Source organism: uncultured Stenotrophomonas sp., assembly GCF_963519125.1.
Lineage (GTDB): Bacteria > Pseudomonadota > Gammaproteobacteria > Xanthomonadales > Xanthomonadaceae > Stenotrophomonas.
Genome location: NZ_CAUQLJ010000002.1, coordinates 22,428 through 35,788, shown reverse-complemented (window position 1 = coordinate 35,788; position 13,361 = coordinate 22,428). Strand labels below are relative to the sequence as shown.

At 68.0% G+C, this 13,361-nt stretch carries 14 protein-coding genes; 5 read left to right on the top strand and 9 right to left on the bottom strand.

Annotated features, from left to right (window positions below; translation table 11 throughout):
* Positions 1–78 precede the first annotated feature (78 nt).
* The 5 genes from RYM47_RS01600 (at position 79) to RYM47_RS01580 (ending at position 4,792) form a co-directional block, all read left to right on the top strand.
* Positions 79–1,449, top strand: coding sequence for a hypothetical protein (locus tag RYM47_RS01600; protein WP_315385632.1), 1,371 nt, complete (start codon positions 79–81; stop codon positions 1,447–1,449).
* A gap of 78 nt (positions 1,450–1,527) precedes the next feature.
* Positions 1,528–1,962, top strand: coding sequence for a pyridoxamine 5'-phosphate oxidase family protein (locus tag RYM47_RS01595; RefSeq protein ID WP_315385630.1), 435 nt, complete (start codon positions 1,528–1,530; stop codon positions 1,960–1,962).
* Between the two features lie 4 nt (positions 1,963–1,966).
* Positions 1,967–2,701 carry a DUF72 domain-containing protein gene (locus RYM47_RS01590; RefSeq protein WP_315385627.1) on the top strand — a complete coding sequence of 245 codons (735 nt, stop codon included), beginning with the start codon at positions 1,967–1,969 and terminating at the stop codon, positions 2,699–2,701.
* Positions 2,694–3,422 carry a DNA-formamidopyrimidine glycosylase family protein gene (locus tag RYM47_RS01585; RefSeq protein WP_315385626.1) on the top strand — a complete coding sequence of 243 codons (729 nt, stop codon included), beginning with the start codon at positions 2,694–2,696 and terminating at the stop codon, positions 3,420–3,422. The genes RYM47_RS01590 and RYM47_RS01585 overlap by 8 nt, the downstream gene beginning before the upstream one ends.
* Positions 3,423–3,565: 143 nt before the next feature.
* The gene (locus RYM47_RS01580) at positions 3,566–4,792 is read left to right on the top strand and encodes an MFS transporter (protein ID WP_315385927.1); all 1,227 of its coding nucleotides are present in this window, start codon (positions 3,566–3,568) and stop codon (positions 4,790–4,792) included.
* Between the two features lie 47 nt (positions 4,793–4,839).
* Here RYM47_RS01580 and RYM47_RS01575 read toward each other — a convergent pair whose 3' ends face one another.
* The 9 genes from RYM47_RS01575 to mdcA all read right to left on the bottom strand — a co-directional run bounded on the left by RYM47_RS01575 (position 4,840) and on the right by mdcA (position 13,265).
* Positions 4,840–5,559 (bottom strand): GntR family transcriptional regulator, encoded by a 720-nt coding sequence (locus RYM47_RS01575; protein WP_315385624.1) that lies wholly within the window; start codon positions 5,557–5,559, stop codon positions 4,840–4,842.
* Positions 5,560–5,812: 253 nt separating this feature from the next.
* Positions 5,813–7,168 (bottom strand): SLC13 family permease, encoded by a 1,356-nt coding sequence (locus RYM47_RS01570; RefSeq protein ID WP_315385623.1) that lies wholly within the window; start codon positions 7,166–7,168, stop codon positions 5,813–5,815.
* Between the two features lie 68 nt (positions 7,169–7,236).
* On the bottom strand, positions 7,237–8,154 hold the full coding sequence (gene mdcH / locus RYM47_RS01565; protein ID WP_315385622.1) for a malonate decarboxylase subunit epsilon: 918 nt from the start codon (positions 8,152–8,154) through the stop codon (positions 7,237–7,239).
* Positions 8,151–8,993 (bottom strand): triphosphoribosyl-dephospho-CoA synthase MdcB, encoded by an 843-nt coding sequence (gene mdcB, locus RYM47_RS01560; protein ID WP_315385925.1) that lies wholly within the window; start codon positions 8,991–8,993, stop codon positions 8,151–8,153. Before mdcB ends, mdcH begins: the two co-directional genes overlap by 4 nt.
* Positions 8,994–9,001: 8 nt before the next feature.
* Positions 9,002–9,685: a malonate decarboxylase holo-[acyl-carrier-protein] synthase gene (gene mdcG / locus RYM47_RS01555; protein ID WP_315385620.1), complete on the bottom strand. Its 684-nt coding sequence runs from the start codon at positions 9,683–9,685 to the stop codon at positions 9,002–9,004.
* Positions 9,678–10,388 (bottom strand): biotin-independent malonate decarboxylase subunit gamma, encoded by a 711-nt coding sequence (gene mdcE / locus RYM47_RS01550; protein ID WP_315385618.1) that lies wholly within the window; start codon positions 10,386–10,388, stop codon positions 9,678–9,680. Before mdcE ends, mdcG begins: the two co-directional genes overlap by 8 nt.
* Positions 10,385–11,293 (bottom strand): biotin-independent malonate decarboxylase subunit beta, encoded by a 909-nt coding sequence (locus tag RYM47_RS01545; RefSeq protein WP_315385617.1) that lies wholly within the window; start codon positions 11,291–11,293, stop codon positions 10,385–10,387. The genes mdcE and RYM47_RS01545 overlap by 4 nt, the downstream gene beginning before the upstream one ends.
* A complete protein-coding gene (mdcC, locus tag RYM47_RS01540) occupies positions 11,290–11,610 on the bottom strand; it encodes a malonate decarboxylase acyl carrier protein (protein ID WP_315385616.1) in 321 nt (106 codons plus the stop codon). The genes RYM47_RS01545 and mdcC overlap by 4 nt, the downstream gene beginning before the upstream one ends.
* Before the next feature lie 11 nt (positions 11,611–11,621).
* Positions 11,622–13,265, bottom strand: a complete 1,644-nt coding sequence (gene mdcA / locus RYM47_RS01535) for a malonate decarboxylase subunit alpha (protein ID WP_315385615.1) — start codon at positions 13,263–13,265, stop codon at positions 11,622–11,624.
* Between the last annotated feature and the right edge of the window lie 96 nt (positions 13,266–13,361).

Sequence of the window (13,361 nt, the reverse complement as noted above, 5' to 3'; positions counted from 1 at the left end):
CCGCCAGCGGTTGATCCGCCCGTTGTTCCCCCCTGCCTGTCGTCCGTGCGACCGGCAGGGGGCCTGCAAGGAACCTTCATGCGCAACCTCCTTCTGCTGGCGCTGCTCGCGCCGGCCCTGGCCACTGCGGCCGACACCCGTACCGACGCTGGCCGCGACTGGCAGCCCGGCGACCATCACGTCCACAGCGAGTGGAGCGTGGACTGGGACCGCAGCACCACGCCGCCTACCCCGATCCGGGGCGGCGACTCGTCCTACACCCGCACCCGCAATGCCCAGCAGGCCCGCCATTTCGGCCTGCGCTGGATGGTGCATACCGACCACGGCGGCCCCGGCCACTCGGCGGTGACCCGCGACCACGCTTACCCCGCGTTGCTGCAGGCGCGCCGCGACGTGCCCGACCTGATCCAGTTCAACGGCATGGAATTCGACGTACCGGCCGGCGAGCATGCCTCGCTGATCATTGCGCCCGGTCCGCAGGAAGGCGAGCAGCTGTTCGCCATCGAACGCGACTACAGCCGGGGCGAACCGTTGCAGGAGGGCACCCGCGATACCCACCGGCACATGATGGATGCGCTGGCGCACATGCGCGGGTTGCAGCCATTGCCGCTCATGCTGATCAACCATCCGTCGCGCACCGCAACCGGCGTGGGCCAGTGGGGTGAAGTCGAACCGGCCGAACTGATCGCGTGGCACGCGGCCGCGCCGCAGGTTCTGGTGGGAATGGAAGGCGCACCCGGCCACCAGGCCACCCGCACCGAGCGCGGCCTCTACCGCAATGAGCCGGCGCCGACCTTTGGTGGCTTCGACCAGATCACCACCCAGGTGGGCGGCGTGTGGGACCAGATGCTGGCCGCTGGCACCCGGTTCTGGATCACCGCCAGTTCCGATTCGCACGTGAACCAGCGCGATGGGGGAAGCGATTTCGACCCGGGTGAGTACAGCAAGACCTACGTGTGGGCGCGGCCTGACGCTGACGATATTCTCGAGGGCGTTCGAGGCGGTCGCATGTTCGCCGTCACCGGCGATCTCATCGACGCGATGGAGTTCAGCGTGCAGGCCGCAGAAGGCGGTGTGGTGGCGCGGATGGGCGATGCGCTGGTGATCCCGGCGGGCGCACCGATGCGGATCCAGCTGCGCGTGCGCCGGCCGGAAGCGGCCAACGCGATGGGCCAGCACCCGGCGCTGGAGCAGATCCAGCTGATCGTCGGCAGTGGCGGTGGCAAGCAGGCGCCGCAGATGCAGGCCCGCCGGTTCACCGCGAAGGAGTGGAAGCGGGAAGGGGCGTGGTACCGGGTCTCCTGGGAGTTGCCCGCACCGGCGGGTGGCGGCTTCGTACGCGCACGCGGCAGCAATACCGATGAGCCCACGCCGTTGGCGGATATCAAGGGCGAGGATCCCTGGCAGGACCTCTGGTTCTATTCGAACCCGGTGTTCATCACGCGGTGAAGGCCGCGCCAGCATGCCTGCACGAGGTGGTCACGGCGGCGCGCTGACTCTTGGAGGCATCACCTCCGGGAGCCGCCCATGACCACCCTGACCCTGCATGACCTGGCCAAGAAGATGGCCGGTATCGACTTCACGATGCTGCAGACCTTCGCCGACAACGGCGAGATCGCCGGTCGACCGATGAGCAACAACGGCGATGTCGACTACGACGGCGACAGCTGGTTCTTCGCCCTCGACAGCACCGACATGGTCCGCGAACTGCAGGCCGAACCGAAAGTGGCGCTCAGCTTTACCGGCAGCAAGGGCCTGCTCGGCAAGCCGCCGCTGTTTGTGTTCGTGCAGGGCAAGGCCAGGCTCGTGCGGGACAAGGAGGTCATGCGCGAACATTGGCAGAAGGACCTGGAACGTTGGTTCGAACAGGGCATCGACACGCCCGGCCTGGTCCTGATCCACGTCCACGCCCACCGCATCCATTACTGGGACGGCGAAGACCAGGGCGAGATCCGCGTCTGAGGCCATGCCCGGCATCGTCCGCCCGCTGATCGGCTGTGCCGGCTGGTCCATCCCCAACCGGTACGCCGATCTGTTCGGGCCGGGCGAGAGCATGCTGGCCCGCTACGCGACCCGGTTTCCGGTGGTGGAAATCAATTCTTCTTTTTATCGACCGCATAGACCGGTCACCTACGAACGCTGGGCCGCTACGGTGCCGCCCACTTTCCGTTTCTCGGTGAAGCTGCCGCGCACCATCTCCCACGATTCCGGACTGGTCGGCGTAGGCGCTCTCCTGGACCGCTTCCTCGACGAGACCCGCGCGCTTGGCCCCAAGCTCGGCGGCCTGCTGCTGCAGCTGCCTCCCTCGCTGGCCCTGGATGCGCGCCGAGCCGCCAGCTTCTTCCGCGCACTGCGCCGCCGCACGCACGCGCCCCTGGTCTGCGAGCCCCGGCATCCAAGCTGGTTTTCAGCGTCGGCCGATGCGCTGCTTGCCCGCCACGACGTTGCGCGGGCGGGCGTTGACCCGGCGCGTGTTCCGGCCGCCGCGCATCCGGGCGGCGCGCAACACTGGCGCTACTGGCGCTGGCATGGCTCGCCACGCATGTACTACAGCGAGTACGACGAGACAGCGCTCGCCGATCTGGCCGGACAGGCAGGGCAGGGCGCGGCGTCGTCGCCGTGGATCATCTTCGACAACACTGCACACGGCTTCGCCGTGGCCAACGCCGCGCGCCTGCAGGAGCTCACCGCCGATGCCTGAAGGTCCTTCCATCGTCATCCTGCGCGAGGCGGCAGCGAAGTTTCGCCGCAAGACCGTGCGTCGCGCGATCGGCAACAGCAGCCTGGACCTCACCCGCATGGAAGGCCGGCGGGTGCTGTCGCTGCGCAGCTGGGGCAAACACTTCCTGATCGAGTTCAGCGGCTTCAGCCTGCGCGTTCATATGCTGATGTTCGGCAGCTACCGCATCGACGAACGCAAGCCTTCGCCGCCGCGCGTATCGCTGCAGTTCGACAACGGCGAGCTCAACATCTACGCCTCCTCGCTGAAATACATCGAAGGATCACTCGACGACACCTACGACTGGCGTACCGACGTGATGAACGACGCCTGGGATCCGCGCCTGGCCCGGCGTCGGCTCAAGCTGCAGCCGGAGACGCTGGTCTGCGATGCGCTGCTCGACCAGGACCTCTTCGCCGGGGTGGGCAACATCATCAAGAACGAAGTGCTGTTCCGCCAGCGCGTGCACCCTGAGTCGACGATCGGCGACCTGCCTCCGCGGGTGTTGGGCAGGGTCATCGCCGATGCCCGCGAGTACAGTTTCAGGTTCCTTGAGTGGAAGCGCGCCTTCGAGCTGCGCAAGCACTGGCAGATCCACACCCGACGCACCTGTCCCAGCTGCGGTGGCCCGGTATCGAAGACGTATCCCGGCAAGACAAAACGGCGCACCTTCTTCTGCCCGAACTGCCAGGTTAGATACTGATCGGCCTGCCGGTTACGCCTTGACGACACGGCGTGGAGGCGGAATGACGTAGGCTGCGGCCCATGACCCCTACTGCCCCCGCCGCGCCCGCGCGCGCAGCCACAGCGAACGCGCCCACCACGGCCCCGGCACCGACCCGCTCGATGATCGTGGCCGGCCTTTCCACGGTGGTGGAGTGGTACGACTTCACCCTTTACCTGTACCTGGCCACGGTGCTGTCGCGGGTGTTCTTCGGCGGTGGCGAGAACGCACTGCTGGCGACCCTCGCCGGGTTTGCAGTGTCTTACCTGATGCGCCCGCTGGGCGCGCTGTGCTTCGGCCACCTGGGCGATCGCTTCGGGCGACGCTACATGCTGCTCGCCTCCATGGCATTGATGACCATAGCCATGCTGGCTACCGCGCTGCTGCCCACCTTCGACAGCATCGGCACGACCGCCGGCGTGCTGTTGCTGCTGCTCCGTTGTGTCATGGCGTTTTCGGTGGGCGGCGAATACACCGGCGTGGTGGCCTACCTGCTGGAATCGGCACCGCTGCGCAGGCGCGGGCTGGTCACCTCGTTGGCCTCTGCCGCGAGCGAGGTCGGCGCCCTGCTGGCCGTTGCACTCTCCGCGCTGACTGTTGCGCTGCTCAGCACCGCCCAGCTGGACGGTTGGGGCTGGCGCATTCCGTTCTTCATCGGCGCCGCGCTGGCCGGCGGCATCCTGCTCGCGCGCTCGACCATGCACGAATCGCCCGAGTTCGAACGCCAGGTGGCCGCCGGTACCGTGCCGACCTCGCCGATCCGCGACACCTGGCGCTTCCACCGTGGCGCGGTCGCCCGCACCTTCGCCATTTCCGCGCTGGGCTCGATCACCTACTACGTGGGCATCACCTACGTGCCCGCGTTCCTCGGCTCGGCCAGCGACATCGGCGAATCCCAGGCGCTGTGGCTGTCGACCGGTGCAGCCGTGGCGGTGATCCTGGTCACTCCAATAGCCGGTGCGCTGTCGGACCGGGTCGGGCGGCGACCGGTACTGATCGGGCTGGCGCTGCTGTCGGCGTTGCTGCCGTTGACGATGTTCGGCGTCATGGCCAGCGGAACCGCCGTACAGATCGGCCTGGCCGCCGTTGTGCTGGCCTGCCTGGCCGGCGGCGTCAGTGCCGTGGCCGCACCCGCCACCGCCGAGCAGTTTCCCGGCGAAGGCCGGCTCAGCGGGCTGGCCCTGGGCGTAACCATGGCCACCGCCTTCTTCGGCGGCGCCACGCCGCTGATTGCCGAGCTGCTGGTTCGCCACACCGGTTGGGCGGCAGCACCGGGCGCGATGATCGCTGCGGTGGCGCTGCTGGTGTTGCCGGTGGTGTGGGGTCTGCGCGAAACCCGCCCGAGGTAGTGCCGGGCTCTGCCCGGCAAGCATCGGCATCAAGCCGTGTCCCGCAGTCAGGTTCCGCCTTCGGTCGGCAAGGGCGCGGGCACGTTCAACAATCCACCCGCCGCCACATACGCCGCCAACGCCTGGCCCTGGCTCAACAGATGCCGCTCCATCGTGCGTTCGGCACCTTCCGCATCGCGCCGGCGGAAACACTCCATCAACTCCCGATGCTCGCCCAGCGACTGCGCCGTGCGTCCCGGCGTCAGCAACTGCCGGCCCCGGTGCATCTTCAGGATCCGGTGCAGGTCATGCGTGATCCGGATCAACCACGGATTGCCCGCGTAGTGCTGCACCGTCTCATGGATCAGGTAATTGTTGCGGTAATAGTCGGCAATGTTGCCGTCCGCCGCCGCCGCCTCCATCGCCGCATGCAGCTCTTCAAGCCGTTGCACCCCGGCATCGTCGATATGCTTCACCGCCTCATGCGCACAGCGGCCTTCCAGCATCGCCATCACCGGGAACAACTGGTTGAGATCCTCCAGCGTAAGCCGCGTCACCCGCGCCCCACGCCCCGCATCGATCTGCACCAGCCCCTCGGCCGCCAGCAGCTTCAGCGCCTCGCGCAACGGCGTCCGGCTGATCCCCAGCTCCTCGCACAACGCCGGTTCATCGATCCACTCCCCCGGCGGCAGCCGGTAGTCGTAGATCTGCTCACGCACGCGTTCGGCCACCTCTTCATACAGAGGTGCACGCTTCTTCGATGAACGTGGGGCGGGAGCAATGGCCATGAGGAGATTGTAGTCGTTACGGGCAACCGGGGCATTCGGAGCAGCCGGCCGACGCCCGGCATTACCGCTTCTTCCATGAGCCCCGTTGCAGTCTCAAAGGTGGGTCGGTGTGGGTTTGTGGGGGTATGAGCCGCATGGATGCGGCGACTAAGGCTACAAGGACGTATTTACGGCGACCCCACGAACCCATACCGACCCGCCTAACCAGGCAGCAGTACAGTACCGATGCTGTTGCTGTTGCTGTTGCCGTTGCTTACATCCAGCCGGGAACCACGAACAGCAACCACGCCAGCAACGGGCCAAACACCACCACCAGCCCGCTGTACACCAGGAACCGGCGGAACAGCGACTCACGCTCTTCCTTCGCCGCCGACGCAACCACCAGCGCACCGTTGGTCGAGAACGGGCTCACGTCCACGATCGTCGACGACACCGCCAGCGCACAGATCACCCCCGCCGCGCCCAGGTGGCCCTGCAGCAGGAACGGCACCGCCAACGGAATGGTCGCACCCAGCACCGCCGCCGACGACGCAAACGCCGACACGATCCCGCCCACGTAACAGACCAGCAGCGCGCCCAGCAGCGGAATGCCGATGTTCGACACCCCATTGCCGATGAAGTCCACCGACCCCGCCTTCTCCAGCACGCCTACATAGGTGACCACGCCGCAGATCAGCAGCACCGTCGACCAGCTGATCCCGTCCACCGCACCCTTCTGGCTCGACGGCGACAACAGCGCCAGAACCACCGCCACCGTGATCGACACCAGCCCCACGTTGAGGTTGTAGATCAGCGCCGCCACGCCCAGCCCGATCAGTCCCACCAGCGTGAACAGCCGCTCGCGGGTCATGCCGACCGCCTCCAGCGCATCAGGATCATTCGACAACGTGCCGCCACCGGCCGACACCAGCGCCCCATGGCCCTCGATCGCAAACTGCCGCGACGACGCCTGCGGTCCACCCGCCAGGGCCAGCTCCGCACCACCCACCGCCACCGCGCCCCGGCGCATCAGCGCAATGCCGCCGAACGCGAAGAAGCAGATCATCGCCATCATGAAGTTGAAGCCCAGGCTGGTCAGGAACACCGCCATCTCCGTGACTTCCAACCCCGCCTTCTGCACCACCCCGTTGGTGATGCTGCCGTACACACTGATCGGCGAGAACCCACCGGCCTGTGCGCCATGGATCACCAGCAGGCCCATCAACAGTGGATTGATCTTGTACTGCTTGGCAAAACGCAGGGCGACCGGGCCGATGATCGCCACCGCTGCCGGCCCCAACGCACCGAAGGCCGTCAGCACCGCCGTCACCACGAACATCACCCACGGAATCGCCACGATCCGCCCACGCACCGCACGTACCGCCCAATGCACCAGCAGGTCGATCGTCCCGTTCTTCTGTGCGATCGCGAACAGATAGGTGATGCCGACCAGGGTCAGGAACAGATCGCCCGGGAAGCCGCCCAGCACCTCCTTGCCCTCCATCCCGACGAAGATGCCGCCGATGATGAAGGCCAGCGCGAACGCCACCGCACCCATGTTGATCGGCAGGGCCGTGGCGATGATGAACATGATCACCAGACCGATGATCGTTGCAATTTCTGGACTCATGCGCCCTCCCAGACACCTGATTCGCGTACCGCACGGATGGGAACCCGCCATCCACGGGGTGTGACGTACTACATCCGCCCGAGTGCGCCGTGCACCCAGTCCGCCGCACCCTCCAGGTGCTGGAATTCTTCAACCGCGCGCACTTCGCAGCACGGGTAGCTGCTGGCCACCATGCGCGCCAGCGCCGTGCCCGGGCCCAGTTGCAGGAACACCCGCGCGCCGCGTTCGAACAGCTGGCGCATCACCTGCGTCCATTCGATGGTCTGCACCAGTTGCGCCGACAGCGTGCGCACCATTGCCGCGCGATCGCGCACCGGCTGCGCGTCGATCCCGGCCAATACCGGCACCCGGGGGCGCTGCCAATCCACTGCCTCAAGCGCGTCCACGAAATCAGGCACTGCGCTCTGCAGCAGCGGGGTGTGCGCCGGCACATGCACCGCCAAGGTGCGGATCTCCGCGCCGGTTGCGCGCGCCTCCACGCCCAGCGCCTGCAGCGCGGGCCGTGTACCGCCCACGATGAAATGGTCCTGCCCATTGGCGATGGCCACGTACGTTCCGTAGGCCTGGCACAACGCCTGCAGGCGGCCGCGATCCATTCCCAGCACTGCCAGCATGCCGGCATCGGCTGGGCTGGCCCTGTCCATGCACGCTGCACGCTGCGCGGCCAACGCCAGGCAGGCCGGCGCCTCGAAACTCCCGGCAACGGCATGCGCCGCCAGCTCGCCAATGCTGTAGCCCGCCACCACCGCAGGCGCGGGGAGCGCGTTGCGAAGTGCCTCCCAGTGCGCCAGGCTCGCAGCACACAGCAACGGCTGCGCGTACGCATTGTCGAATCGCTGCTCGGCCGCGGCCGCGGCAACTACGTCCCGGCCCAGGATCTCGCCGGCGGCTTCCAGTACGTGGCGCGCCGCGACAGAGTCGCGCACCCGGTCGAACATCGCCGCATGCTGCGCACCCTGGCCCGGGCAGAGCAGGGCCAGGCTCATACCGCCTCCTGTTGCAGCAGGAAGCCGGCGGATGCCAGCAGGTCGGCACTGCCGCCCGGGCTGAGCCGGCGCACCGCGAAGGCATCGCCCAACTGCTGAAGGCGCGACCGCCAGTCCGGCGCGAACGCACCGCCGTCGGCCAGGAACGCCGCGGCCTGTGTCCGTGCCCAGTGCAGGCCTTCGGCGCCGCCCCGGTGCAGCAGATTCAGATCGTCCAGTTCGGCCACCAGCGTCATCAAGGTGTGGCAGGCCGCTGCCTCACGCGTCAATCCCGCCGCCAGCGCATCGCGCAGGGTCGGCAGGGCCAGCACGCGCAGTACTGGGAAACCCGCGGCGGCCTGCTCACGTACGCCGGCGATGCCATGCCGCGCACGTGCGCGCTGGCCGGGGCTGTTCGGGTCCAGCGGTGCATCGAGCAGCGCGGGCGACCAGCGCCGCACGGCAAGGCAGACCTGTTCACCGGACACTGGCAGCCCATCGCGCCGACACGCCGCAGCGGCCGCCACCAAAAGGCCCAGGTTGAAGATCGCGCCCCGGTGCGTATTGACGCCACCGGTAGCGCGCAGCATTGCCGCCTCCGCCGCAATGCCAAGTGTGCGCAGCGTCGCGAACGGTGCATCGCTGCCACCGGCCAGCGCGACAGCGCGGAAATAGTGCCGCAAACCGAACAGGCTGCGCAGGAACGTGCCCGCGTCCATGTCGGTGTGGCTGCCGGTGTCGAACGGCGTCACCAGCCCCGGCTTGGGCGCCAGCGCCAACTCCGCATGCAGGCTCGCCACCCCCAACCGCCCCAGCCGCGCGCACGCAGCCGCAGGCACTGCACGTCCCTGGCCCAGCATCACCGCGCTCACGAAGCCACTCCGACGCGTCCCGGTAGCGAAACGCCATGCGTGTCCCCGACAGCCCGTCCGAAAAGCGCGGACCGCAACTCCAACCCGGCTCCCTCCACCCGCTTCACCAGCACCTGCCGCGACCCACCCGCGATTTCCCGCCAGTTCACCGCGGCCCCACCCGGTAGACAGAATTCACCATCCACCCGCAGCCCGAACCGCGCTTCCCAGTCCTGCAAGGCCCGCACCAGCACGTCCGCACCGCGCGCATCGCGCACCGACCACAACAGATCGACATCCGACCGCGCATGCACATAGTCCAGCCCGGTCAGCACCTGCCACGCGAACGCGCCAAATACCCGCGCCGGCGCCAGCGCATCAAGCGTCGACAACGGAACGCGCCATGCTTCAGGCACTCCGGCATGCACTGCCACCTCGCCCAGCGCCAGTGGCGGCGCCTGCCGCGCGATGTCGTTCAATGACACCCGCAACCCCAATCGCAGCTTGCCCTCGGCGGGGGGGAGGGGAACGCCGAGACGCACGCGGGGATCGGGATCATCGGCGGCGCGGCGCGCCACCACCGCAGGAAAGCCGCCCGCAAACCACGCCGCCAGCCGCGCGTCGTGCGCGGGCACGTCGGCCCGCCAATCGGCGTGTGCCGACAGCCAGACCAGCGTGTGGCGGGCGGGCCGGTCAGGCATCGCCGGCGGCCACCTGTGCAGCAACGCGCGCCGCGAGCGTACGACCACCACGCTCGGCACCACTACGTGCGCGCACATCGCCCTCGGAAGGACGGCGCAACGCATCCAGCAGGTCCTGTGCAAGGTCGCCCTGCCACAGCGACTCCACCGCGCCCATGGCGACGTAGTTCTCCACGCCGGGTGCGAACACCGGCGAGCTCTGGCTCAGCGCCTGCAGCTTTTCCAGCGGCTGCTTGGTCACCCGCGCCATCGCGCGCAGGTCCATCACCCGCACCTGCGCATCGGGCAGGGCGTGGATATGGTCGGCCATCAGCCCGAACGACAGGAAGCCGCCGCTGACCGATTCACCGTATACCAGCGTCACCAGCCGCGCGCCGCGGCGCCGGGCCAGGTCCAGGGTCTGTGCCAGGTGGGCGAAGTAGCCATTGATGCCCAGCAGTTCGTCACGGCGCGCCAGGCGCTGGCCGGCAGTGTCGACCAGCATCACGATCGGGCGCTGCGGATGCGCGGCGGTACTCGCCAGCACGGTGTCGGCCAGCACCAGCGCATGGTCCACGCCGACTTCAATCTTGTCGGTGGTGCCGATCACGGTCACCTCGCCGTCGGCGGTGCTGGCGGTGCCGGTCAGTACCGAGTCGTGGACGGTGATGGCATGACCGCGCGGGAACAGCGCATCGAACAGGGATTGCAGCGCGGCACTCATGGCAGGCTCCGGTGCGCGGTGGCGGCGAGGAAGGCGTCGGTGTCCAGCAAGGGAAGCTGCTGCGGATCGCCAATGCCGAGCCGTGCCCAGATCTCCAGGCCGTCGCGGCAATCACTCCACGCCTGCGCGCGCGCCTTCAGCGCGGCATGGCGCGCCTGCAATGCCACGAGTGCCGCGTCGGTGTCCACGCTGTCGGTATCCGGGCGCAGCGCCGCGAATGCCGCGTCGGCAAAGGCATCGATCGCATCCGGTACCAGCACCTGGGCCTGGTCGATCAGATAGCGGTGCTTGCCGCCGGTGACCCGCCAGACCAATGCGCGGTCGCGCGCATCGAATTCTTCCACGCCGCGCACGGTCTCGATCACTTCCGGCCCGGACAGCGACAGGCGTCCCTCCTCGGACATGATCACCGTGGTGCAGCAGCGCGCCACGATGCCCATGCCACCGAAGGCCCCGTTGCCGCTGCCGATCAGTGCAATGACCGGCACCCCGGCGGCGCGCACGGCCAGGGTGGCACGCATGATTTCTGAAATGGCGATCAGCCCTGCGTTGGCTTCATGCAGGCGCACGCCACCGGTGTCGAGCAGCAGCAGCACGCCGTCGGGACGGGTCTGCGCGGCGCGCTGCAGCAGGCCGGTGAGTTTGGCGCCATGGACTTCGCCCACGCCGCCGCCCATGAACTGGCCCTGCTGTGCGGCAACCAGCACGCGCTTGCCGCGCAACCGGCCTTCTCCCACGACGATGCCATCATCGAAGGCGGCCGGCTGGTCCAGCTGCGCCAGGTGCGGGCTGATCGCGCGCTGTGCGGGACCGAGCAGTTCGCGGAAGCTGCCCGTGTCGAGCACGCCGGCAATGCGCTCGCGCGCGTCGGCTTCGTAGTAGCTGTGGCGGTGGGCGAGGCTCATGCGCGGTCTCCGGCGAGCAGCGTTTCCACCGCCTGGTCGAGGCGCAGGCTGACCACGGCCGGCGTCGCGCCGGCATCGTTGATCGACACCTGCACATCGCGCAGCGGATGGCGACGTGCGAAATCGGCGATCACCGCTTCCCAGATGCTGCCAAAGCCGCGCGCGGCGGTGACGATGCGTACCGTCATCGCACCGTCCAGTGCAGCCGGTTCCAGCAGGATTTCCAGGTTGCCCGAGCCCAGGACGCCCACCAGTACGGCGGGGTCCGCAAAACGCGCGGCACGGGTGCCGTTGAAGCGATATTCGAGGGTTTCCATGGCAGGTTCCCTTACCAGTTGCGGAAGCGCTTGGGCGGGTCGTACAGACCGCCGGACCAGCGCACCAGGTCTTTGACCGAACGCGCCGCCAGCAGGTCACGGCTGGCGTCACGCACATGGATGCCGAGATCGTCCGGGCGCTGGATCACGCCGCGGTCGCGCAGGTTCTCCACGATGGCGCGGTCGCGGCCCTGGCCGACGGCGGTGTAACCGGCCACGCCACGGATCGCCTGCTCGCGCTCTTCGGGGGTGCGGCACAGCAGCAGGTTGGCGATGCCTTCTTCGGTCAGCACGTGACTGACGTCGTCGCCGTAGATCATCACCGGCGGCAACGGCATGGCGGCGCGTTCGGCCAGGTCCCAGGCGTCCAGGCGGTCGACGAAGGCCGGGGCCATGTGCTCGCGGAAGGTTTCCACCATCTGCACCACCAGCTTGCGTCCGCGTGGCATTTCGCCGGGCCGCGCGGCCTGCTGGCCAGCTTTGAGCCAGGCGTCACTGGCGTGCCGGCGGCCGCGTGCGTCAGAACCCATGTTGGGCGCCCCACCGAAACCGGCGATGCGGTCACGGGTGGCGGTGGAGCTGTTGCCCTGCAGGTCGATCTGCAGGGTGGAGCCGATGAACATGTCGCAGGCATACAGGCCGGCGGTCTGGGAGAACGCACGGTTGGAGCGCATCGAGCCGTCGGCACCGGTAAAGAACACATCGCCGCGTGCCGCGATGTACTTCTCCATGCCCAGTTCGGAGCCGAACGAATGCACCGACTTGACGAAGCCCGATTCGATCGCGGGGATCAGTGCCGGGTGCGGGTTGAGCGCCCAGTGCTGGCAGATCTTTCCTTTCAGCCCGAGCGATTCGGCATAGGTCGGCAGCAGCAGTTCGATCGCGGCGGTGTCGAAGCCGATGCCGTGATTGAGCCGGTTGACCCCGTATTCGGCATAGATGCCCTTGATGGCCATCATCGCCATCAGCACCTGGATCTCGGAGATCTGCGCGGGGTCGCGGGTGAACAACGGCTCGATATGGTTCGGGCGCGGCGCCTGCACCACGACGTTGACCCAATCGGCCGGGATGTCGACGCGGGGCAGGGTGTCGACGATCTCGTTGACCTGGGCGATGACGATGCCGCCGCCGAACGCGGTCGCTTCGACGATCACCGGGGTGTCTTCGGTGTTCGGACCGGTGTAGAGGTTGCCATGGCGGTCGGCGGCCTGGGCCGCGACCAGCGCCACGCGCGGGGTAAGGTCGATGAAGTAGCGGCCGAACAGTTCCAGGTAGGTATGGATGGCGCCGATCTGGATGCGCCCTTCGGCGACCAGGTTGGCCAGCCGCACCGACTGCGGGCCGGAGAAGGAGAAGTCGAGCTTCGAGGCGATGCCGCGCTCGAACACATCCAGGTGCGAGGGCAGCGACAGCACCGACTGCACCATGTGCAGGTCGTGCACGCGGGCCGGGTCGAGGTCGGCCAGGCACTGGGCAAGGAAGTCGGCCTGCTTCTGGTTGTTGCCTTCCAGGCAGACCTTGTCGCCGGGTTCGAGCAACGCGTGCAGCACGTCGACGACATCGCCGGCGGCGACCTCATGGCCGCGCACCCATGGGGCGGCGCGTTCAAGCCGGGCCAGGCGGCCGCGCTCCAAGGTGTCCCAACTGGTGTTCATCGACAGGCATCCGGATGGCGTTTTGGTAATTACGCCATAATTATGGAGGGGCCTGCAACCCGCAGCGCAGCAAAAATGAAAGGGCCGCCCAAAGGC